Genomic DNA, 23,579 nt, shown 5'->3' with positions numbered 1-23,579 from the left:
GTGTGTGGCTGCAGATCAGTGGCGTGTGGGGTGGGTGCGCGGCGTCGGATTTACCGCAGCGTGTGCCGTCGTCAATCGTCGAAAATCGATGACCTAAATCCGCATGCTCATGTGCTTATGCGGCCGCCCAGCTTCCTCGAATTCCTCACCATCGACCACGAACCCGAAGCGCTCGTACCAATCGACCAGGTGGGACTGAGCGTCGAGCTCGATCAGTGCGCCTTTGTTGGGGTCGATCCCCGCCGCCCGCTCGGTGCACACCTCGAGGGCCTTCTTTACCAGCTGCGTCGCGATCCCGTGCCCGCGCGCATCCTTAGCCACACAAACGCGGCCGATGTGCTGCCCCTCGTCGGGCTTCCCGAAAACTCGGGCCGTTCCGATGAGGTGCACGCCACCTTCGGTCTCGTACGCCAGAAGGTGCTGAGTCCCGGGGTGGATGTCGGTGTCGTCGATCTCTTTGTAGGGGCTTTCCTGCTCGTGGACAAAAATATCGACGCGGAGTTTATACAGTTCATGGACCTGCGCGGCGGTCATGTCCATGAGGCGCTTGCCGGTGAGATAGACGCTCACTAGGCCTCCTCGCTGGTCGCGCTCGTTTCGCCACCCTCGTCGCTCTCGCTGGTCGCCTCGGCATACACGGCGCGGATAGAATCAGCCGACTCCTCTAATTTCTCCTGCTCCCAAGCGTCGACAATCGGAGGAAGGCGACGAATCAGCCCCTCGGAACCCAACACCGCCGGCACCGACATGGAGATATCACCCAGGCCGTACTCGCCATCGAGGCGCGAGCAGACCGGGTGGACGGAGCGCTCGTTCAGCAGAACGGACCTGGCCAGCACGTTGGCGGAGCGAGCCACACCCGCGTCGGTCCATCCCTTCGCAAAGAAAACGTCGTAAGCCGAATCAACGACCCGCTGCTTAATGTCGTCGCGCGACGGCAGATCCTTGCCACTCCAACGCTCCAGCTCAGACCAGGAAACGCCCTGCACATTGAGGTTCGACAGGATCGGCACCGCTGTCGTCCCGTGCTCGCCCATCATGTAGCCGGTCACCGACTTCGGGTCGATGCCGAGCTCCTGCGCAACAGTCCAGCGCAGCCGCGCCGAGTCAAGCATGGTTCCGGTACCTAACACTTTCGACGCCGGGTAATCGAATTCCGTCGACGCAATATGGACCACGGCATCCAAAGGATTCGTGATGAAAATGATGACAGGCTCCTTGGTGCGCTCGGACACATTCTTCATGACGTCGCGAGCGGCCTGGGCCCCCACCTTGGCCAGGAGCGAACGGGGAGGAACGTAATCCGGGCGGTCCGGGTCAGGCACAATCGACGCCCCAGCTGCGCAAATGATCACGTCGGCGTCGCGAGTGTCGTCGTAGGTGCCCTCATGAATGTACGTATTCGTTGTCCCGGGCACGCCGGTTGACTGGGAGTGGTCGAGCCCCTCGCCGAGAGCCAGCCCCTCCTTCGTATCAATAACGGCGATCTCGGAGTACAACCCCGACGCCATCGCAAAGGTGACCACGGACGAGCCCACGTGGCCTAGGCCTACCACCACAAGTTTCGTTGAATGCATACTTATCACAGTAGAGCGTTGAGGTGTGTCGGTCACGTGGGCGTGGGGGTTTTGGGTTTTGGGGCGTGGTCTGGCAGTTTTACCGGGGTAAAGCGGATCGGCGCGTGATTTTTGCGGGGCGATATGGGGGCCAGTTCAAAACTGCGGGGTATATGGTCAATTTTTGGCCATTTTTCTTGCATATTCCCCCGCACTTTTCGCTAGTGTCGGCGCCGAGTCCCCGAGATTCGGGCAGCCCCCGCTCTTGGTCCCCAGCGCCCAAGCTCAAGCCCCGGGGACCGGCCATCTCCCAGCCATCTCGGCCCACGCACTCGACCCCAACCCCCGTCACTCAGGCAACCTAAGCCTTTACCGGAGCAAGGACAGCCTCCCCCTCAGGCTCACTGGGATCCCCAGCCTCAGCGTCTGTCGCCGCCGAATCCGCCGCGTCCTCTGCCACCGCGTCGCCACGGGCTTCCCGCGAAATAGCGTCGGCAAGAAATTCAACCCTCTTGGCCGGGAACGAGAAGTGAATCGCCATCCAATAAATTGCCAGCGAGAACACCATAATCACGGGCACGGCGGTGTCGAAGTGGAGCAGTCCGATCCCGCCGTCGTAGTCCCCGAGGTACGAAATGATCGCGAGCCCGGTGAGCCACGGGATGTACCAGAAGCCCGCGCGGAACGCCATGTTGTAGCGGTTCATCGCCTCGTGCCGGCTGAACGCTTTGTTGACCGCGAGCAGCACCAGCCCCAGCCCCATCGCGATGAAGAGTTTGAGGTCGGTGGTCCACCCGGTCCAGTACACCAGCAAGTTCGACGACATGAACCCCAGCATCGGCAGCAGATGCCCGAACGGCGCTTTGAAGGTGCGCTGGTGGTGGGGGAGTCGGCTGCGCAGCGCCGCCATTGTTAGCGGACCCGAAGCAAAGGATAGGACGGTTGCCGACGAAATAAATCCGGCCATTTGCTGCCACGACGGGAATGGGAGGAAGAGCACGAGCCCGACGACAAAAGCGACGATCATCGAGACGACGGGTGCTCCGTGACGGTTCGTTGTGGCGAGTTTAGCTGGGGCGTTGCCGTTCCGAGCCATGCCATGCGAGATGCGGGCGGTGGTCGTGACGTAGATCAGTCCGGTATCCGCGGGCGACACGATTGCGTCGATGTAGAGGAGGACGGCGAGCCAGCCCGCCCCGAGCATCGTCGACACTGCGGCGAGTGGACCGAATGAGTCGCTGAAGTTGAGGCTGGACCAGTGTCCGCCCATATTCGCGATCACACTATGCGGAAGAACGCCTAGAAAAGCTGTCTGAAGCGCAACGTAAATCAAAATACAAATAAGGACAGAGCCGACGACGGCCAGGGGAACATTTCGGCGCGGATTGCTCGTTTCGCCGGCCAATTCGATGCCTTGCCGGAAACCGAGGAAAGAAAAGACGATTCCGGAAGTCGCGATGGCGGTGAAGACTCCGTGCCACCCGTGGGAGAAGAAGCCTTCGCCCGCGGTGAAGTTGGTGCCGTGAAAACCTAGGGCAACAAAGGAAACAACGACCAAAGTGATGATCCCGAGTTTCCACCACACAAGTACGTTATTGATACGACTGAACCAACGGATTCCGAAGTAATTGATGACGACGAAAACCGCCATGAGCAGGACCGCGAGTGCAATTCCCAACGGCGTGAGCGTGTGAACAGTCTGTCCGCTGACCAGATGTTCGTGCGTGAACGGGCCGTATTTCGTGGCGTAGGTGAGCGCGCCCATTACCTCGATCGGAGGGAGCGCGAGCGCCGCAATCCAGTTGATCCACCCGGTCATGTATGACGCGAACCCGCCGAACACGACGTGCGGGTAGCGCACGACCCCGCCCGAAAGAGGGAACATGGTGCCGAGCTCTGCGTAGCACAGGGCAATGAACAGGATCATGACCCCGCCCAGTGACCACGAGATTATTGCCGACGGGCCGGCCGCTTGAGCAGCGACCATTGATCCGAACAACCACCCGGATCCAATGATGGATCCGACGCTTGCGAACAGCAGGCCAATACTGCCGACGCCTCGGTGTAGGGAGTGGTCTTGGCGTGTGGTGGGGTGGGTGTTTTTGGTGCGGGGTGCGTTTCCCGACATTTTTGGTGTGACCTCAGGCGATGCCATCTCGGTCTCCCTTCGTGTGAACAATTAATTGTTCGTTACGCTAGACCTCCCCGGAATAATTCTTAGTATCGGAAACAATAACTTAATATTTCTTGGCGTTTTGGCTGATGGAATGTGCGCTAGTAACAAGCTGGAAATAAAACATGTGGGGTTTTCGGCCTTGTGTGGGGTGGCAGGAATTGTGGGTGAGATGCACGGTTTTGATGGGGGCTGTGCGGGGTTTTACCTGGTTGAGCTGGGTGATGCGGTTATTCGTGTGAGGTAGTAGTTGGTGCGAGGCTGCTGTTGCGACACCTCGTTCGGTGGTGTGCTGTGCGTAGTCCCTATTCCGCCCAAGACCGGCTCGGTGCCTGAATTTTGTGGGGGTATATGCCAGGTTCAGAAAACTGCGGGGATATATGGCCGATTTTCGGCCATTTTTCTGGCATATACCTCCGCATTTTTCTCAGGAACGGCCCATATTTCCCCGCAGTTTTCCTATGACGAAGGCACCTGAGCTTGAGAATGGCCCGATGGAGCCACATTAACCACGATCACTTTCACAATTCCGAGAAATTATGCACTTTCGGCCGCGCCTAGGGGATATCGATTACTATTCCCGGAGCTGCCCCACCATTAGTGGCGATCAATCATCGGATGCAACCCCCATACGTAAGGTCAACCTACAGCGCCAAACCGCTACCATAGGTGCCATGAAAGCCAATTCGATGCGCCCCTTTCTGCATGTCACTCCTATCCAGGGCAGGTTGAACGACCCGAATGGTTTGTGCATCGTCGGCAACACACTCCACATCTTTTATCAGCACGACCCGGTTTTTCCTCGTACGCCTAAACGCACCGGCTGGGCCCGCGCGTCCGTACCTATTACTGGAAAAAATGCATGGCGGATTACTCACCATCCTGATTCTCTGTATCCGGGCCATCCATATGACATGCAGGGTTGTTATTCCGGAAATGCTGTCGGCGTTAACGAAAATGGGCGAAACAATAAAGACAATAAGGATTCGTTAGCGATTTTTTACACTGGAAATGTCAAGGTTCCGGTGGAAAATGGAAAAATTCGTCGGCGTACAACTCAAAACTTGGTTCGCGCGACACATGATCCGGTTGTTGGTATGGAGTTTCGCCATTATCCAGAAAATCCGGTGATCGATGGTCCTGCCCCGGGGTTTACCGAGCATTTCCGTGACCCGATGGTGACGCGAGATTATGGGGGAAAACGACGCTGGCGAATGGTCATTGGTGCGCAGCGAAATGATCTCACCGGTGGGATTGCTTTGTATCGTTCCGACGATTTAGTTCACTGGGCTTACGAAGGTGAGCTTATTTTCGACGTAAACTCTGCGCAGTCTGGTTCTGCTCCGGACATTCTTCCGCGTGGCTATATGTGGGAGTGTCCAAACCTCTTCCGCATGCATGACCGCAGCACAGGAGAGGATTTGGACGTTCTCGTCATGTGCCCGCAGGGGCTTTCTGAGCGTCGGATCAATGGGGTTCGTCACTACGCGAGTAGTGATCAGTGCGGTTACATCGTCGGCAAGCTAGAAGGAACGACGTTTTCTGTAATTCGGGGATTTTCGGAGCTTGATTATGGTCACACTTTTTATGCTCCGCAGTTCGCGGATGGATCGTGTATTGCTGACCTGCAGGAAGTTAATAAGAAAACTGATGTACTTAAGGAAGAGTCTCTAAGCGATCAGAGTGGTCCGGTTGATAATTTCCGCTCGTCAGAGAGTGCTTATTACCGACGACGGCCACGGCAGGATTCTGGCGCGTGGGATTCTGCTGTCATGCTGGGGTGGATGGGGTTACCCGATGCCGATGATGCGCCCACGGTGTCAGCCGCGGGATGGGTTCATTCGCTAACGATGCCGCGTCGTGTAGTGCTGCGGGATCATCGGCTGATTCAGTCATTCCTGCCGGACGTGGGGACAATACGTTCATGTGCAGCCGAGGCTGCGAAGGTAGATAATTACGGACCGTTTTGGGTGCAACATCGTGAGGTCGCTGCGCCGAGCGATAGTGACGCCGTGCATTCCGTGTTCCTTACCGACACGGGCGGCAACCAAGCAGCACGGATTGACGTTGGACGTAGCAGGGTATCGGTCGAGATTAATGGTGATGTGCGGGTGGCTGATGTTGATACGGAATACATGCAAGGCGCGACGTCGATAGTCGTCGACGGCTGCACGTTAGAGGTTTTAGCTGGTGGCGGGCAAATAGCGCTGTCGTCGATGGTTTACCCTTCGGAAGGGGAGACCTGGTGCGAATTGCACGAAGAGGCGAGTTCGATGTGATTGGTTGCGTGGTCCGATTCCTTCGTTCTTTCATGCATTAGACGATGCTATTTGTGATCGACGTTACTGCGCCTTGTTCTACTCCATTAAAAATGACTGAGCTGTGTTTTTAGATAGCACTTCGAGTGCGGCTGATGTCTGAGTGTTTTTCGGGGTATATCTCAGAGGTGTTTGATTTTTACAAGGGTCCCTGATTCATGCCGGATGCATCATTTATCTCAGAAATTCGTGATATATCCCCGTTATGTGTGACGTATCCCACGGCCGTGCGAAACTCTCCTAGAGATCTTTGTCTTACCAAGATCTGTCTGTGCAGATAAATGTCCCGTGCGTCTAAAAAGCGTGCCTCATAAGCCATCAATATTTCGTCTGCAGCATCTGTTACTGTTAACGAGTGTTAGTGACTTCTTAACAGGAGCACTTTGTTCCTGTGTATAGGTCATATTTTTAAATTCAGAATAATAATAAGTAAACGCTTTAGAGCAAAGGGTGGCTCGGCACGTTTCAGCAAAACAAGTAGATATCTTTTTAGTAGTAATACCAGGTAGTACTACCAGGTAGTGATCGTCACTAGCTTTGGCAGGGATGAATAGGAGAAATAGTGGATCACAAGGCGGTTGCCGATAGGGTTCTCAACGCTATCGGTGGCGAATCTAACATAGTGGCTGCAGCTCACTGCGCTACTCGGCTAAGAATGGTTCTCAATGATACCGAGGCGGTGGATTCCCAAGCCCTCGATAATGACCCCGACTTAAAAGGGACCTTTGAGACCGGGGGAATGTTCCAGATTATTGTCGGCCCGGGGGATGTCAATGAAGTATTCAGCGAACTGGATAAGCTTACCTCCAAGAATATTTCCGTGACGACAGAGGAACTGAAAAACGTTGCGGCTGAGAAAAGCAACTGGTTCACACGGGGAGTAAAAGTCCTCGCCGATATATTTGTTCCCCTTATCCCGATCCTGGTCGGTGGGGGTCTGCTCATGGCCCTCAATAATGTATTGACTGCCGAAGGGCTTTTCGGGTCCCGTTCGTTAGTCGCGATGTACCCACAAATTAGCGGAGTCTCGGAGATGATAAACCTCCTTGCCTCCGCTCCTTTCGCATTTTTGCCCGTTTTGGTGGGCTTCACGGCGACTAAACGCTTCGGCGGTAACGAGTTTTTGGGCGCCGGCATTGGTATGGCCATGGTCATGCCAACTCTCGTGAATGGCTATGACGTCGCCGAGGCCATTGATAAAGGATCCATGCAATATTGGGATCTCTTCGGATTGCATGTTGCTCAGGCGGGTTATCAGGGAACTGTACTTCCTGTACTCGCGGTGTCCTGGATTTTGGCGACCATCGAGAAGGCATTTCATAAGAGGCTCAAGGGCACCGTCGACTTTATGGTCACGCCCCTTCTTACCCTGTTGATCACCGGTTTTGTGACCTTTATTGCTGTCGGCCCCGCGTTGCGGTGGGTCGGTGATGAGCTCGCTATCGGACTTCAAAATATTTACGACGCTGGTGGTCCGATCGGCGGTTTCATCTTCGGTCTGATTTATTCTCCGATTGTTATCACGGGTCTCCACCAGAGCTTCCCACCCGTCGAGACGATGTTATGGAACCAAGGCGGATCGTTTATCTTTGCTATCGCATCGATGGCAAACATTGCTCAAGGTGCGGGCGCGCTAGCTGTTTTCTTCCTCGCGAAGAACGAAAAATTAAAAGGTCTCGCAGGTGCGTCCGGAGTTTCGGCTGTATTCGGTATTACCGAGCCAGCTATTTTCGGTGTTAACTTACGTTTGCGCTGGCCGTTCTATATCGGGATGGGTGCCGGAGCTATCGGTGGCGCGCTCATCGCCCTGTTTAATGTGAAGGCCATGGCTTTAGGTGCTGCCGGTTTCGTCGGTGTGGTTTCGATGCGCGCCGGTGACTGGGGCAACTTCTTGATCTGTGCAGTTATTACCTTCGTGCTTTCCTTCATTGCGGCTTTCAGCTATGGGAAGTTTTCGCTCGTCCGAAAAGGCACGATCGATCCGGATGTTCCCGACGGTGTTGATGTGGGAGCCGGCAACAATGCAGCCGTCCCGACAGGTTCGATGGCTTCCGAGGCCACCAACTACGATGCTTCGGATTCGCCTTCGGAAAATGCAACAACGGTTTATGCTCCGCTTTCCGGAGAAGTATCTCCACTTTCATCCATTAGCGAGCCAATGTTCGCGCAAGGAAAACTTGGCCCGGGCGTGGCAATTAAGCCATCGATAGGAAAACTCGTGGCTCCGATCAGCGGGAAAATTATTGTGGCATTTCCGACTGGGCATGCATTCGCCGTTCGCGGTAAAGGCGAAGATGGAAAACCATTGGACATTTTGATGCACATTGGCTTCGATACTGTGAACCTAAAAGGTAAGTACTTCACACCTCACAAGAAACAAGGTGATGTTGTCGAAGCCGGTGAAGTTTTGGGCGAATTCGATATTGAGGGGATTACTGGAGCCGGGTACGAAGTTACGACCCCGGTTGTTGTCAGTAACTATCGACGGGTTGGCCCCCTGCATCGGCTGGTTCAGTCTTTGCCCAGCGAGATTACGTCAGGTGACGAGCTCTATGCTGTGGATCCGAAGCAAACAGTGTCTGCGAGCCAGGAGGCTTCGAGTGCGGGTAGCTATGCGACGTCCTCTAAGGGAGACGCTTAGGCTGCTGGCCTGGTGTGGTGCCGGGCCAACATGTAAGGACTCGAATCCTTGAGGTGGAATCGGGAATTGCTGAAGATGGTCCGGACCTGACGGAGAGATACTAGGCCGGATTTTTGCGGAGGTATATGCCGGTGAAATAAAACTGTGGGGGTATATGGTCAATTTTCGGCCATTTTTCTGGCATATATCCCCGCATTTTTCTGACGAGCACCGTATATACCCCAGCACTTTTAGGATTTCGGCAGCCTATTCGTGTGAATAGGAGTCGACGGGGATGGGTATCCCGGCATCACTATCGCTATTGCAGGATTAACTCTGCGGTATTAACTGCAAGTCATAGATACTGCGGTGCGGATTTGGGGTATCGGGGATATAGAAGACATCCAGGGCAGGGGCTGGCGCCCAAGTCGCGCTCAGACTTCTCGGTTTCACGCGCAGGTCGGTACATCCAGGCAAAATCGACCGGGGGGACACTGTGTCGCAGAAATGTTGACGTCGTGCACGGGGAGGGGTAGTTTCGCTTTCAATACCTAGACCGCTCGGTCTATTGTAGGCTGACGGACCTTAGACAACGTAGTGCGAAGGCGAACCCATGGAAGCGATAATTATTTTTCTCCTGATCGGCGTCGGTGCACAGCTGGTCAAGGGGAGCATGGGGATGGCCTACGGGGTTACCTCAACAACACTGCTGGTGTTTACTGGCGTGCAGGCCGCGACGGCGTCGGCAATCGTTCACCTCGTCGAGGTGGGCACCACCCTTGCGCTGGGGCTTAGCCACTGGAAAATGGGAAATGTCGACTGGAAGCTAGCTCTATCGCTGGGCGCTCCGGGCGCATTCGGAGCCTTTATCGGCGCACGTGTTTTGGGCCAGGCGAGCGCGTCAGCAGCGCGTCCGCTGACCGCCGCGATTCTTGTCGCTTTGGGGACATTCATCGTTTTGCGATTCATCGGGCTCGTCACCATCCAGGCGAAAACAGTGTGGGGACCGAAGCGTCTCGGCATTCTTGGTTTTGTGGTCGGCGGTCTGGATGCCACGGGTGGCGGTGGCTGGGGAACGATGACCACATCGACGCTGATGGCGGCCGGAAAACGCGAGCCGAGGCGGATAGTTGGGACGGTCCTGGCCGCGCAATTCCTCGTCGCCACCGCGGCAACGCTGGGCTTCATACCGGTGTTGAGCAGGGAAGTTGAGCACCACGCTGCGCCGGCATTGGGCCTGTTCATCGGCGGGATTGTTACCGCTCCGTTTGCCGCGTGGCTCGCCGGAAAAGTTAATGCGTCGGTCCTCGGTGGCGCGGTCGGCGTGCTGCTCGTCGGGCTGAATGTCAAGGTGTTGCTCGATGCTCTCGGTATCGGTCACGCGTCCCAGTGGGAAGCAGTCGTCTTAGCCGCTGGCTTTGGGATGATCGCAGGCAATTGGGCTCGGCAATATGCCCAGTCTCGAGAGGAAAAGCGCGTTTCAAGCCGGTTAACGACGCTTAACGACGCTGGCTCACGTAGCGAGTCCTCTTCGCGCGATCCTCGCCCAGGCGTGCATGCGGAGACGCGTGGGGCGGAAGTGATCAAGACGGGTCCTTCTGATGTCGCAGCTGAGCAGGCATCTGCTTCAGTGTCAGGGGCACGATGTCTCTAAAAAGTTGAAAGAATAGACAGAGCGGTCTAGAATTTGAGCACAATCAAAAACAACTTGGTCTATCACTAGGGGATCGATCGGAACTCTGAAGTCAGGCAGTGTGCTGGTTGGATAAAAGCCCGTTTATCAGGTGAAACAGGCTCCTGTGAGGCACATAATAACTGCTTCGGAAGCGAAGAGTTGTGGTCGTCCTTTCACGGGGAAGCTGAAACAATCACCCTGCCGCGGACGGTGGAGTACATAATCCACCATTCCGACCGACGAGGAAGTGACGACGAACCGATGCTCACCTGACTTCCTCGCCGACGGCGGCCCCACCAATTGCCGTCCAGCCAGCCGACCAGCTAATGGCACCCGATCTGATAGCCCCGCGATGTGAAACCCCGAGTTCTCAACGCAGCCCAATTGATCCGGCTTCTTGCCACAACGAAACGAAGGATAAAGCCATGACAACCCCCACTCGTAACGAAACAGCTCAGCACGAGGCCTCCGCTACCGGCGTTGACGATTCCGCCCAGTCCCGCACGAGAGACGCGACTCCCACCCGGGAAAAAGCCGCATCTGCAGCTCGGTCGACTGATTCGCCTCGCGCTCAGAGAGCCAGCGGACGCACCACAGGTGGACGCGCTGCCGGTGGGTGTTCTCGTCCTCGTCGAAAGCCGAAGCCCCAAGGTCAGTGGGCTGTAGATGGTCACGAGGCCCTCAACGACGACGAAAAGATCAAGGCTGAGGACGCCGGTGTCGCCGTCGCCCAGCGCGTCCGCGATATTTACGCGCTTCAGGGGTTCGATTCCATTCCGGCGAATGACCTCGCCCCGCGTTTTAAATGGATCGGCCTTTATACCCAGCGCCGCCAGGATATGGATGGAGAGCAAACAAGCATCAAAAGTAATGCTGAACTCCAGGACCATTACTTCATGATGAGGATCCGTTTAGACGGTGGCGTCGTTAATTCCGAGCAACTAACGGTCATCGGTGAAATTTCCCGCGACTTCGCCCGTGGAACCGCCGACTTTACGGACCGTCAGAATGTGCAGCTCCACTGGATCCGAATCGAAGATGTCCCGGAGATCTGGGATCGCTTAAACAGTGTGGGCTTGTCCACGAATTTTGGTTGTGGTGATGTTCCGCGCGTCATTTTGGGTTCGCCGGTGGCCGGCGTCGCTGCTGATGAAATTATTGATGCAACACCGGCGATTGAGGAGATTAAAAACAATCGCCTTCCTAAGCCGGAGTATTCAAATCTCCCGAGGAAGTTTAAGACTGCAATTTCGGGAAACTCTCGTCAAGATGTGACGCATGAGATTCAGGACCTTTCGTTTATCGGTGTTAGGCATCCTGAGCATGGGCCTGGTTTCGACGTTTGGGTAGGCGGGGGCTTGTCGACGAATCCCATGCTTGCTCAGCGTTTGGGCGTGTTTGTTTCTCTCGACGAGGTTCCTGATGTGTGGGAGGGCATCGTCTCCATTTTCCGCGATTACGGTTATCGACGTTTGCGTAACCGCGCTCGCCTGAAGTTCCTCGTCGCTGATTGGGGCGTCGAAAAGCTGCGTTCAGTTTTGGAAAACGACTACCTCGGTCATCCGCTCCGCGACGGTGTGGAGCCGCCGGTTGCCCCAGGTTATCGGGATCATATCGGCGTTCACGACCAGCAGGATGGGCTGAAGTATGTGGGGGTGAAACCTACGGTTGGGCACACTGAAGGGCGTCAGCTGATTCGCTTGGCTGAGCTCGCCGATAAATTTGGATCGGGTCGAATTCGAACCACTCCGAATAAAGAACTCCTATTTCTCGACGTCAAACGGGGTCGCGTGCCCCATCTACTTCATGCCCTTGATAATGAGGGACTATCGGCGAAGCCTTCGAGTTTTCGACGCGACATCATTTCATGCACGGGGTTGGAATTCTGCAAACTTGCCCTCGTTGTGACAAAACAACGCGCAGTTCGGTTAGCCGACGAACTCGAAGAACGCTTAGGTGATCTCGATGTTCCCTTAAAGATCAGCCTTAATGGCTGCCCCAACTCGTGCGCCCGAACGCAATTGGCGGATATCGGGCTCAAAGGGCAAATCGTCACCGACCAAGATGGCAATCGCGTTGAAGGATTCCAAGTTCACCTCGGAGGGGCCCTCGGATTCCACCCCGATTTTGGACGAAAACTCCGTGGCCACAAAGTCACGAGTGCAGGACTCGCCGATTACGTCGAAAGGCTTGTCACCAAATATAAAGCTGATCGAAACAAGGGTGAACAGTTTCGCGAATGGGTCCTTCGCGCCCCAGACGAGGATTTGCAATGAGCGCAGCAGTAATCAAAAACGACGTCGGCAACCATTCTGATATGAACTCGCCTACGAATTCTTATACCGACAACACGGATATTCCGGAGGAGGATAAGGCGCCGAAACTTCATCGTGATGTTCCCGGAAAGAAAGGCCATTCGAATCCGAATCGGGCCATCATTAATAACTGTCCCTATTGCGGTTCGGAATTGCTTTTCCCTGATACGCAAACCGAATACGCCTGGGAATGCCGGGAATGTTGCCATGTTTTCAGCGTGAAATTCCATGGATACCTACCCAGAAACGTAAACAAACAAAACCAGCAGTAACCACCACACATCGGCAGCGTTCATAAGTTTCATAAGGAAGCTACTCGAGATGAGCCCTGTCGCGGTGATACCGGTGAATACTAAGGAGTGACTCTCCATGTCCACCCCGACAACGAATCACGGCGAACATTTATCGACGACGGATGTGCCTGATTCCCACAGCGCGGAGCACAACGCGCCCAACGCCCGGAGATCAGAGAGGGCCGCGCAGACCTCGATCGTCCGGCACACCCGTGGCATCGAAGACCCCATCGTCGAGGCGCGGGACGGAAATACGTCAGAGAGAAACGCACCTGACGTCGGCAATGATTATCAGGCTGAGATGCTGAATCTGGCTCTCGATTACTCCGCGGAACTGGAAAAAGCCAGCGCGGAAGAGATTATGCAATGGGCGCATGATTATGTCCCGAAGCTGGCGGTCACGCTATCGATGCAGGACACTGTCTTGGCTGATCTCGCGGAGAAGTACGCGCCAGCCGCCGACCTCGTCTTTTTAGACACCGGCTACCACTTTGCCGAGACGCTGGATGTCGCGGATGCCGTGGAGAGGCGGTATTCGAACCGGCTGCTTCGGGTTGTTCCGCATCTCACGCGCCGTGAGCAGGACCAACGCTACGGCAAGGATCTCTACGCAACCGATCCCACCCTCTGCTGCCACATGCGGAAAGTCGTGCCGCTCCAGGAGACGCTGGCCGGCTACCCCGCGTGGGTGACGGGACTCAAGCGTGTCGACGCGCCGTCCCGCGCGCATACTCCCGTCCTCGAAATCGACAAGGCTGGGCGGCTGAAGATCAACCCCATCATTACTTGGACCGACGACGACGTCGAGAACTACATCGTTGAGCACGATTTGATCCGGCACCCCTTAACGACGCAGGGGTACCCGTCCATCGGGTGCGCAACGTGCACGGCGCGGGTGCAAGCGGGGGAGGACCCGCGGTCCGGGCGCTGGCAAGGGAAGGAGAAAACCGAGTGTGGCCTGCATGTTTAGCCCGCGCTGGCGTCCGCCCCCAAAACCCACGCTCGTCATCACCCCAACCCCACAGTTAGGAAAACCCCATGACAACAGCCGCCCCGACGCGCGTCGCGTCCTCCTTACCTCCACATTTAGCGCTACTCGAAGCGGAAGGCATCGACATCATTCGGCAAGCCGCCGGTCAGGCAGATCGCGGCGCCATTTTGTTCTCCGGCGGCAAAGACTCCGTCGTCGTCCTCGAACTCGCCCGTCGCGCATTCGCTCCCGCGTCGATCCCCTTCGAACTTCTCCACGTCGACACCGGCCACAACTTTCCCGAGGTCCTCGCGTTCCGTGACGCGATCGCCGCCCGCCCCGGCGTCACTCTTCGCGTCGCTAAGGTTCAAGATTGGATCGACCGCGGTGAACTCCACGAGCGTCCCGACGGCACACGCAACCCGTTGCAGACCGTCCCCCTCGTCGAGACGATTGAAAACCAGGGTTACGACGTCGTCCTTGGTGGAGCACGTCGCGACGAGGAAAAAGCCCGCGCGAAAGAACGCGTGTTTTCCGTCCGTGATTCGTTCGGCGGGTGGGACCCGCGCCGGCAGCGCCCCGAACTGTGGGGCATCTACAACGCAAAAGTGCAGCCCGGTGAGAATGTCCGCGTTTTCCCCATCTCCAACTGGACGGAGGCCGACGTCTGGGACTACATCGACGCGCGCCACCTCGAACTCGCCCCCATTTACTACGCCCACCAGCGCAAAGTGTTCAACCGCAACGGGATGTGGCTCTCACCGGGCGAGTGGGGTGGCCCGCGCGACGGCGAAGAAATCGTCACGAAGACCGTCCGCTACCGCACCGTCGGTGACATGTCGTGTACGGGAGCGGTCGAGTCGGAAGCCCGCACCAACGCCGACATTATCGACGAAATCCGCCGCTCAACCACGACCGAACGCGGCGCCACCCGCGCAGATGACAAATTGTCCGAATCCTCCATGGAGGATAGGAAGAAAGATGGGTACTTCTGATGTCTCACAGTACAACCGCGACGCTCGACACCGTTGCCGACGACACCCGCGCGACGACCACCACGTCCGCCGACACCCGCTCCACCCCCACCCCAGCCAATAACCAGCTGCCTACCGTCCGGCTCTGCACCGCGGGTTCCGTCGACGATGGCAAATCCACATTCGTCGGCCGCCTGCTTCACGACACGAAATCGATCCTTAGCGATCAATATGAAGCGGTTCAGCGCTCGTCGGAAGCTCGGGGCTTGGCCGAGGCGGACCTCTCGCTCCTGGTCGACGGCCTCCGCGCTGAGCGCGAGCAGGGCATCACCATCGACGTGGCCTACCGTTATTTCGCCACTGACCAGCGCAAATTCATCCTGGCGGACTGCCCCGGCCACGAGCAGTACACGCGCAACACCGTCACCGGGATGTCCACCGCGGACGTCGTCATTTTGCTTATCGACGTACGCAACGGCGTAGTCCGCCAAACTAATCGTCACGCGACGGTCGCGGGGCTGCTCGGCGTCCCGCATGTCGTCGTCGCCGTCAACAAAATCGACCTGGTCGACTACGACGAAGCTACCCTCCGCACCATCGAGGACCAGGTCGCAGCACTGGCCGACCGCGCGCACCTCAACGACGTCCGCGTCGTCCCGATCTCCTCGCTCAAGGGTGACAATGTGGTCGAAACGTCCGCCCGAACGCCGTGGTACACCGGCCCCAGCATCGTCGAAATATTAGAAAACATTGACGACGCCGTTACAGTCGACGACGCCGCTACAGTCGATAACGCCGCTGACCAGGCTCTCCGCCTGCCGGTGGACTACGTTATTCGCGACCACGACTCCGAATACCGAGGCTTCGCCGGCCGGATCGCGGCAGGTTCCGTCGGCGTCGGTGACGAAGTGACGGTCACCGGTGGCCGCACCGCCCGAATAACAACGCTCAGTATTGCTGGTGATCCGGTCGAGGTGCCGGCGCGCGCGGTTGCCGGCAGCTCCGTGAGCGTCGAACTGGACACGGACATCGACTTGTCGCGCGGCGCGCTGATCGCCGGAACTCCCCATCCCGCCACTACAAACACCGTCGAGGCCACCATCGTCCACACCAGCCAGCGTCCGCTCGTCGTCCGTCGTCGGTTATTACTCCGCTACGGCGCGCACACCACCAAAGCCCAATTGTTAGATATTCAAGGCATTATCGACGTCGATTCCGGCAAATTGCTCCCCACGCGCCCCAGCGAATTCAACGACGAACCCGTGACGACGCTGGAATCCAACGAACTCGCGCGCGTCACGATCAAAACGCGGGACGCCATCCCATTCGAGCCCTACCAACCTGGCGGCAAGATCGGGTCTTTCCTGCTTATCGACGATCAGACGGGCGATACCGTGGCCGCCGGCTTGGTCCTTCCGCGGGAAGGTCAGCAAGCGGATAGCGCGACGGCCTGAGAGACGTGAAAAGTCGTGAGAGTTATGAACGTGCTGGTAGAGACGCTGATCAGCCACGATCGTTAGGAAGGGGGGCACAGTGAACCACTCTGTATCGAAGCGCTCGGGATCGGCGCGCCCGGGTTCGACGCGTTCCGCATTGATTTTGCTCGCCCACGGCAGTCGCCATAACCACGTGACGCACGCGCTTCGCGACATTACCGACGCCGTGGCCCGCGAATCCCGCATCGCCGGCCGCTTCGGGGTTCACATGGCGTTTTTGGACCACGCCGAGCCCGACCTCGTGCAGGTGAGCGCCCGATTGGCCGAGCTCGGATACGATCACGCTGTTGTCGTGCCACTTTTGTTTACCGACGCTTTCCACTCGCGTGTCGACGTTCCCGCGCAGGTGAAGGAAGCGCAGGACGCCTCCGGACTGGCGATGTCGATTGCGCGTGGTTTGGGGACGGACGACGATCTCGCTGCAGTGTTGGAGCAGCGTTTCAGTCGATTGGTTCCTGAGGAGTCGACCTCGGGGAGTGGCCTCAAGGCTCATAAAGGGGCTGATGGTGAGGCTTCTGCGGTGCTCGGTGACTCCTCAGCGCGGGCGCCCGAGACCACGCTTGGTTCAGGGGAAAAACCCGCCCCGGTGATCCGCGTTCTTTACTCTGTGGGCAGTTCTGATCCTGCGGCCAACGATGCTGTCAGTCGTCTAGCTGCGAGTATCGGTGCAACGTCCGTTGCCGCAACGGGTGAGCATCCGAAAGGTGTCGCCGCCATTGACCACATCGTTGCCCACCACGGGAACGCCAACCACGGTGGCCTAGACCAGGGTAAACGAAAGAAAGATCGGGTCGCCACGGAATCGGGCGAGCCGCCCCCCGACCCTCTGGTCGTTGTCCAGCCCTTGTTCGTGGCGCCTGGAAAGTTGTGGGCTATGGCAACCAAGGAATTAACCCACAGACAGAGTCAACCCCCGTCGGTCGAAACACAACCCTTGCGCGAGCGTCTCACCTCCAGACGAGGTGATATTCCTCAGACGCTTGGCTATTCATATGAGACACTCGACGTTCCCGATGTCAGGTTCCGGTGCGGATCCCCACTTGGAGTCGATTTAGCGCCCATGATCGCAGATCGGGCGTGCTCAGCGTAATAGATCCCCCGAAGAGCAACTTGCCCCCGGAGTTTCGTCATCTACGAAGCCCGGGGGCTCACCATCACTCACTCACGCGCGAGTGAACCACCATGTCGTCCCACTCAACAACCTTCTTCCGCTCGCGGTCTTCCTTCTCGCCGAGCTCATGCTCGTACGCTTCGAGAGCGTGGTAGCCCTCCCAGGAGGTCACCTCGACACCTTTATCGCGGAGCAGCCCCAACACGGCGTCGGGATCCGTCGTCTCTGGTTCGGTTAGCACGCCATTATCAAGGTCTTCCAGCAGGCAGTCGACGGTTTCGTTCGCGTCGCCCTTCGTGTTTCCGATCAAGCCGACCGGCCCGCGCTTAACCCATCCCGTGGTGTACAAACTATCGAGAGTTTCCTCCGACCCGGGCTCGCGCACAATGCGACCAGCGATGTTGGGAATCACGTGGTGTTTGTCGTCGAAGGGGATCTCCTCGGCGGGGTCAGACCGGTACCCGACGGCGTGATAAACGGCCCCCAGCTCCCAATCCTTGTATTTCCCGGTGCCGCGGATCCCACCGTTGCCGTCAAGCTCGGTGCGCTCGGTGCGCAACCCGGTGACCTTGCCGTCGTCGGTCAAAATCTCAACCGGCGATTCGAAGAAGTGGATATACAGCTTGTGGGGGCGGTCCTCGGCCTCACGGATCGCGTACTGCTCCAGAATGCTGCAGACCATGTCCTGGATCTTGGAACTCCGACGAGTCGCCTCAGAGGCCTCGTCGTATTGAATGTCCTCGGGGTCCACGATCACCTGGATAGTGGGGGACTTGTCCAGTTCTTTGAGCTCCATCGGCGTGAACTTCGCCTGCGCAGGTCCACGACGCCCAAACATGTGGACTTCCGTCGCCTTATTCTTCTTCAGCGCCTCGTACACATTGTCCGGAATTTCAGTGACGTGCAGTTCGTCGGCAGTTTTGGCTAGCACACGGGCAATATCGACCGCGACGTTACCGACACCCACAACTCCGACTTTCTCCGCGTGTAAATCCCAATCGCGCTGGAAAAGGGGGTTGCCGTCATAAAAACCGACGAATTCTCCCGCGCCCCAGGAACCGTCGGCACCCTCACCAGGGACGTTGAGGGCACGATCCCCGGTGGCCCCCGTCGCGAAGATGACGGCGTCGTAAAGAGACTGGAGTTCGGAAAGGGTGATGTCCTTGCCGTATTCCACATTCCCGATCAACCGGAGCTCAGGTTTGTTCATCACCTTGTGGAGAGACTTAATAATTCCCTTGATGCGCGGGTGGTCGGGCGCAACGCCATAACGGATAAGGCCAAAGGGGGCTGGCATTTTTTCAAAAAGATCAATGGCGACGTCGCCGTCGTATTTCTTCATGAGGGCATCTGAAGCGTAAATACCAGCTGGTCCGGAGCCAATGACGGCCACACGTAGAGGTCGATCCATGGACTGAGGTTCTCCTTTTATTGCGATGTAATTGAGATTTGTAATGCGATGCGCTTGTATCCGGATTCTTTCCGACGACGAGCCGGGGAGCATCGACGTTGCGTTTATGTAATTCGTGGAATCGTGAGCCGGCGCGATCGACGAACGCGATTACCGACGACTGAACTCCACGAATCCGAAACTATACCACTCTGTCTACTTTTGTTGTGGGGTCGGGTGCCCCACCTGCTGCCCGTTGGTACGTTACTGCAAATTCATGCCGCGTCAATCCCCGCGAAAGTGGCAAATAGTCGCGAAAGACACACACAAACGGAATAATGAAGGGCATATCCGCATATGTGCCAAACCCCACAAAGGTGAATCATCGGTGGTTCAGCACACGTGCGCCGGAACAGCGAGTAAGCCGAGTAACCAGACTGCGTCATCATCACGTAACGCTGAGTAATTGTGGAGGTTTAATCACATGCCGTGTGCCCTATATATCGACGTCGGAGGAGCTTTTGGAACGTCGGCAGGCGACGCCCTACCAGCACCCCTTCAGGGAAATGTCACCCGAATTATCTCCGGAGAGCCGGGATCACCCGCTGACCCCTCAGCGCTCGTTGCAGAGGCAGTGGAGAAGGTCTCCCAAGGGAAGGCATCCGAACAGAAGGCCTCCCCATCCGACGAATTGCAGGGCGCGCTCGTTGCCACCGGAGACATCACCGTCGATTCGCGCATCGCGGCCAGCATCGGCGTCCCGGTCGTCCTCCTTTTCCTTGCCGACGTCACCCCCGACGCACTTCGCGTCTCACTTAGCATCTCCACAGTCGAGGGCGAAGGGGCCACGGTCGCGGCCATCGTTACCCGCGACGGGAACCCCATCGACGGCGTCCCGTCCAGCATCCCCGTCATCGCAGCATCCGACGAAGCCGCGCTCGACTCCGCGGTGTCGTCGGCAATAGGGGAGAGCGGCCACCTCGAACCGGTCATCGGCCCAGAAGTGTTCCAGCACAACCTCATCGACCAAGCCCGCGCCTCCGGAGCGCGCATCGTTCTCCCCGAAGGCGACGACGACCGCATCCTCCGCGCGGCCGACTGGCTCCTCGAGCACCACGTCTGCGACCTCACCATCCTCGGCAACCCCAACGACATCGCTGCGCGGGCCACAGAACTCGGCCTCAACCTCAGCGACGCCACCATCGCCGACCCCCAAGGCACCGACGACGAATCCGTCGAGCAGGCCGAAAAATTCGCCGCTACCTTCGCTGAGCTGCGGAAAAAGAAAGGCATCACCCTCGACGACGCCCGGGAGACCATGAAAGACATCTCCTACTACGCCACCATGATGATCTACGACGGCCAAGCCGACGGCATGGTGTCCGGCGCCGCGCACACCACCGCGCACACCATCAGGCCAGCGCTACAGATCATCAAAACCGCGCCGGGCTCGTCCGTCGTTTCTTCCATCTTCCTCATGGTCATGCGCGGGAAACTCTGGGCCTTCGGGGATTGCTCTGTGAACCCCAACCCCACCTCCGAGCAGTTGGCAGAAATCGCCGTCACTTCCGCCGACACTGCCGCCAGCTTCGGGATCGACCCCCGCGTTGCCCTCTTGTCCTACTCGACGGGATCCTCCGGAGCGGGCGATGACGTCGATAAAGTCACTCGCGCGGTCGAGCTGGCGCAGGCTAAAGCCGCCGACACGTCGCGGAACGGTAGCCCCATCGCTATCGACGGGCCAATCCAGTTCGACGCAGCCGTCGAGCCCTCCGTCGGCAAGAAGAAAATGCCCGAGTCCGACGTCGCTGGGCAGGCTACGGTCTTCGTCTTCCCCACTCTCGACGCGGGGAACATCGCGTACAAGGCGGTCCAGCGCACCGCGAACGCGCTGGCTGTGGGCCCGGTGCTCCAGGGCCTGAACAAGCCGGTCAACGATCTCTCCCGCGGGGCCACCGTGCCGGACATCATCAACACTGTGGCCGTCACAGCAGTGCAAGTGGCCGCACAGACCAGCACCCGCGATTCCGCACAGTCCTGACCCGCCACAGAGAGAAGCGACATGATGAAGACAAGCGACACACCGACCCCGGCAGACAGCGCCCCGGCCACCGCACCCAACGCTCCCGAAACATCTGGACACGAGAACGACGAACTCGTCCTCGTGCTCAACTCGGGCTCGTCGTCAATCAAATTCCAGCTGGTCAACCCGGCTAATCACGCCACCGATGACCCCTTCGTCTCTGGGCTCGTGGAGCAGATCGGTGAGGAAACCGGGCACATCACCATCAAATACGCGGGGGAGAAGCACACCCGCGAGCTGCCCATTCTCAACCACACCGAGGGCCTCGACGAAGCGCTGAACTTCCTGGACTCACTCGGCGTCGGGCTCTCCACACTGAACCTGGTGGCGTGCGGGCACCGCGTGGTCCACGGTGGACGCCTGTTTAACAGCCCCGTCCTTATCGACGACGAGGTCGTCGGCCTGATTAGGGACCTTATTCCGCTGGCTCCGCTGCACAACCCAGCCAACCTGGACGGCATCACGGTCGCGCGGAAAATCCTTCCCGACATCCCCCATGTCTCGATCTTCGATACCGCCTTCTTCCACTCGCTCCCGCCCGCGGCCGCTCTGTACCCCATCGACGCCGAAACGGCGATGAACTACGCCATCCGGCGGTACGGGTTCCACGGCACGAGCCACGAGTACGTGTCCCAACACGTGCCCGATCTCCTGGGCAAATCGCCCCACCAGGTGAACCAAATTACGCTGCACCTGGGGAACGGTGCCTCCGTCGCCGCCATCCGTGGCGGCCACGCCGTCGACACCTCAATGGGAATGACCCCATTGGCGGGCATCATGATGGGCACCCGTTCCGGCGACATCGACCCCGGCATTGTCTTCCACCTCGCTCGCAACGGCATGACTATCGACGAGATCGACGATCTACTCAACCGACGGTCCGGCCTCAAAGGCATGAGTGGCGTGAACGACTTCCGCGCTCTCCAGGAAAAGATTGACCGCGAGGACCAGGACGCCTGGAGCGCCTACAACATGTATGTGCACTCCATTCGGCGTTTCGTGGGCGCGTACATGCTCATCCTCGGCCGCCTCGATGCCATTACCTTCACGGCGGGGGTGGGCGAGAACCACGCCGGAATTCGCCGTGACACCATGGCTGACCTGGAGAATTTCGGCATCCTCATCGACGACGAGCGGAACAACTCGCCATCCCGTGAAGCGCGGCTCATTTCTTCCGACGAATCCCGCGTGAAAGTATTTGTTATCCCGACGAATGAGGAATTAGCCATCGCGCGGTATGCCGCGGGCTTCGCCCACCACTAGCGACGACGGGCTGGTGAGCCCTGACTTGGCGTGTGGTGGTGGCGCTACGCCTGTGGCGGCGTGTCCACTGTGTCGGGTTGAGCAGCCCGACGGTTAAGTGACCAGCGGATGAATTGGAAAACAGACGCAGCAATGATGAGTGCCGCGAAAAGTCGGTTAGTCCACGACTCGTCAATGTAACCCTGTGCGCGAACGATCAATAACAGGGCACCAGCGAAGAACATCACGGCTGCGAAGACTTTGTCGTTATACCGCATCGTCACATTCCACCGTCCAGTTCTCGTCGTCTGGGGTTATCAAAAAGTCCCCGCCGTAACGGGGACTACATGGTGCTACATCAACCACCTGGGTGTCCAATAGAACACATCAGAGGCGGCAGGCCGGCTGCGCTCATCGTCGACGCACAAGCCGACACCAAGGCACTAACAACGACGCTGTTTAGAAGATGTAGACGTCGTCGCCAACCTGCAGGGTGTTGAAGTAGTGCTCAGCATCCTGGTGGGAAAGGTGGATGCAGCCTGCAGACTCGCGGTTCAGCGATCCCTCGTGGAACGCCATGCCGGAGTTCGTGAAGTACACCGAGTAAGGCATCGGAGCGTTGTTGAACTCGTGGCTCACTTCGTCCTTCACCTTGCGGAGAACCTTGTGCCAGCCAGGAGTGGTTTCCTGACCCGGAGCGCCCGAAGTGATCGGAACAGGACCGTAGGTGATGTTCTTGTGACCATCGGTCAACCAGGAACGACGAGCGCCCAGGTTAACGCAAGCTTCTGCGCCATCCTCACAGGGTGCAGTCACTGCGTTCTGTTCAGCAGCGCGCTGAGCGGCCTCTGCTTCAGCCGCCTGGCGTGCCTGTTCCTCAGCAGCACGGGCAGCGGCGTCGCGCGCAGCAGCCTGCTGAGCTTCCTGGTTAGCAATGGCGTTCGGCCAGATGGCGTTGATCCAGCCGTCGACGGTGGTGCGGATCCAGTTAGCAGCGTTCGGGTCTAGCTGCTCAGTGTTCTGGTAGACGCTGTTGCGCCAATCCAGGGCGATGGTCCTGCCGCGGTCCGACGCGGTGCGGGCGAACTCATTGAACTGATCCCGCGCCTGGTTGAGGAAATCCTGCGGGTTCGTCGACGAGATAGCCGGCAAGTCGTCCGCACGAGCGGGAGCAGGGTTAGCAACTGTGGCGCCGCCCGCGAGAGCTGCGATGGCGGTGAGCGACGCGGCTGCGGAGACGCCGATACGGGTGGAAATTCGGCGATGAGCTTTAGACATAGTGCCTTACTTTAAACTGTTTGACAGGGTTTTCCTACTTGAAACGCATTTTCTAGCATACTCTCTACCAAAATTACACCTGAAA

At 57.9% G+C, this 23,579-nt stretch carries 17 protein-coding genes; 11 read left to right on the top strand and 6 right to left on the bottom strand.

All coding sequences use genetic code 11. The annotated features are described in order from the left end of the window. Positions 1-93: 93 nt before the first annotated feature. From CKROP_RS08400 to CKROP_RS08390, 3 genes are all read right to left on the bottom strand, one after another. A complete protein-coding gene (locus CKROP_RS08400; protein WP_012732310.1) occupies positions 94-570 on the bottom strand; it encodes a GNAT family N-acetyltransferase in 477 nt (158 codons plus the stop codon). Further along, complete coding sequence (locus CKROP_RS08395; RefSeq protein ID WP_012732309.1) at positions 570-1,577, bottom strand: lactate/malate family dehydrogenase; 1,008 nt, start codon at positions 1,575-1,577, stop codon at positions 570-572. The genes CKROP_RS08400 and CKROP_RS08395 overlap by 1 nt, the downstream gene beginning before the upstream one ends. A 340-nt stretch (positions 1,578-1,917) precedes the next feature. Then, positions 1,918-3,711, bottom strand: coding sequence for an APC family permease (locus CKROP_RS08390; protein WP_012732308.1), 1,794 nt, complete (start codon positions 3,709-3,711; stop codon positions 1,918-1,920). Positions 3,712-4,403: 692 nt separating this feature from the next. Here CKROP_RS08390 and CKROP_RS11500 point away from each other — a divergent pair. From CKROP_RS11500 to CKROP_RS10830, 9 genes are all read left to right on the top strand, one after another. Further along, positions 4,404-6,008 carry a glycoside hydrolase family 32 protein gene (locus CKROP_RS11500; RefSeq protein WP_052292408.1) on the top strand — a complete coding sequence of 535 codons (1,605 nt, stop codon included), beginning with the start codon at positions 4,404-4,406 and terminating at the stop codon, positions 6,006-6,008. Positions 6,009-6,609: 601 nt separating this feature from the next. Further along, positions 6,610-8,688, top strand: a complete 2,079-nt coding sequence (locus tag CKROP_RS08380) for a sucrose-specific PTS transporter subunit IIBC (protein ID WP_012732306.1) — start codon at positions 6,610-6,612, stop codon at positions 8,686-8,688. Positions 8,689-9,280: 592 nt separating this feature from the next. Next, a complete protein-coding gene (locus CKROP_RS08375; RefSeq protein WP_012732305.1) occupies positions 9,281-10,321 on the top strand; it encodes a sulfite exporter TauE/SafE family protein in 1,041 nt (346 codons plus the stop codon). Positions 10,322-10,668: 347 nt separating this feature from the next. After that, positions 10,669-12,618, top strand: a complete 1,950-nt coding sequence (locus CKROP_RS08370; RefSeq protein WP_012732304.1) for a nitrite/sulfite reductase — start codon at positions 10,669-10,671, stop codon at positions 12,616-12,618. After that, positions 12,615-12,929 carry a hypothetical protein gene (locus tag CKROP_RS08365; RefSeq protein WP_237698413.1) on the top strand — a complete coding sequence of 105 codons (315 nt, stop codon included), beginning with the start codon at positions 12,615-12,617 and terminating at the stop codon, positions 12,927-12,929. The genes CKROP_RS08370 and CKROP_RS08365 overlap by 4 nt, the downstream gene beginning before the upstream one ends. A gap of 97 nt (positions 12,930-13,026) precedes the next feature. Next, positions 13,027-13,920, top strand: coding sequence for a phosphoadenylyl-sulfate reductase (locus tag CKROP_RS08360; RefSeq protein ID WP_012732303.1), 894 nt, complete (start codon positions 13,027-13,029; stop codon positions 13,918-13,920). 68 nt (positions 13,921-13,988) lie between these two features. Further along, complete coding sequence (cysD, locus tag CKROP_RS08355; RefSeq protein ID WP_012732302.1) at positions 13,989-14,915, top strand: sulfate adenylyltransferase subunit CysD; 927 nt, start codon at positions 13,989-13,991, stop codon at positions 14,913-14,915. Beyond that, positions 14,915-16,348, top strand: a complete 1,434-nt coding sequence (locus CKROP_RS08350) for a sulfate adenylyltransferase subunit 1 (RefSeq protein WP_012732301.1) — start codon at positions 14,915-14,917, stop codon at positions 16,346-16,348. The genes cysD and CKROP_RS08350 overlap by 1 nt, the downstream gene beginning before the upstream one ends. 79 nt (positions 16,349-16,427) lie before the next feature. Further along, entirely contained in the window at positions 16,428-17,480 is a 1,053-nt protein-coding gene (locus tag CKROP_RS10830) for a sirohydrochlorin chelatase (RefSeq protein WP_012732300.1), read from the top strand. Between the two features lie 64 nt (positions 17,481-17,544). On the opposite strand, the gene CKROP_RS08340 is transcribed toward CKROP_RS10830, so the two are convergent. Further along, positions 17,545-18,912: an FAD-dependent oxidoreductase gene (locus CKROP_RS08340; RefSeq protein WP_012732299.1), complete on the bottom strand. Its 1,368-nt coding sequence runs from the start codon at positions 18,910-18,912 to the stop codon at positions 17,545-17,547. Positions 18,913-19,375: 463 nt separating this feature from the next. Between CKROP_RS08340 and pta the strand changes: the two genes are divergently transcribed. Together pta and CKROP_RS08330 are read left to right on the top strand one after the other, a co-directional pair. After that, the gene (pta, locus tag CKROP_RS08335) at positions 19,376-20,932 is read left to right on the top strand and encodes a phosphate acetyltransferase (RefSeq protein WP_012732298.1); all 1,557 of its coding nucleotides are present in this window, start codon (positions 19,376-19,378) and stop codon (positions 20,930-20,932) included. A gap of 21 nt (positions 20,933-20,953) precedes the next feature. Next, positions 20,954-22,237, top strand: coding sequence for an acetate kinase (locus CKROP_RS08330; protein WP_012732297.1), 1,284 nt, complete (start codon positions 20,954-20,956; stop codon positions 22,235-22,237). Positions 22,238-22,281: 44 nt separating this feature from the next. Here the strand turns inward: CKROP_RS08330 and CKROP_RS08325 are convergent, their stop codons facing one another. Together CKROP_RS08325 and CKROP_RS08320 are read right to left on the bottom strand one after the other, a co-directional pair. Further along, a complete protein-coding gene (locus CKROP_RS08325; protein WP_041628898.1) occupies positions 22,282-22,494 on the bottom strand; it encodes a hypothetical protein in 213 nt (70 codons plus the stop codon). Positions 22,495-22,675: 181 nt separating this feature from the next. Further along, positions 22,676-23,494 (bottom strand): L,D-transpeptidase, encoded by an 819-nt coding sequence (locus CKROP_RS08320; protein ID WP_012732295.1) that lies wholly within the window; start codon positions 23,492-23,494, stop codon positions 22,676-22,678. Positions 23,495-23,579 lie beyond the last annotated feature (85 nt).

This window comes from Corynebacterium kroppenstedtii DSM 44385 (genome assembly GCF_000023145.1).
Classification (GTDB): domain Bacteria; phylum Actinomycetota; class Actinomycetes; order Mycobacteriales; family Mycobacteriaceae; genus Corynebacterium; species Corynebacterium kroppenstedtii.
Note: the sequence above shows the minus strand (reverse complement) of the source record. Positions and strands in the feature narration are given on the sequence as shown.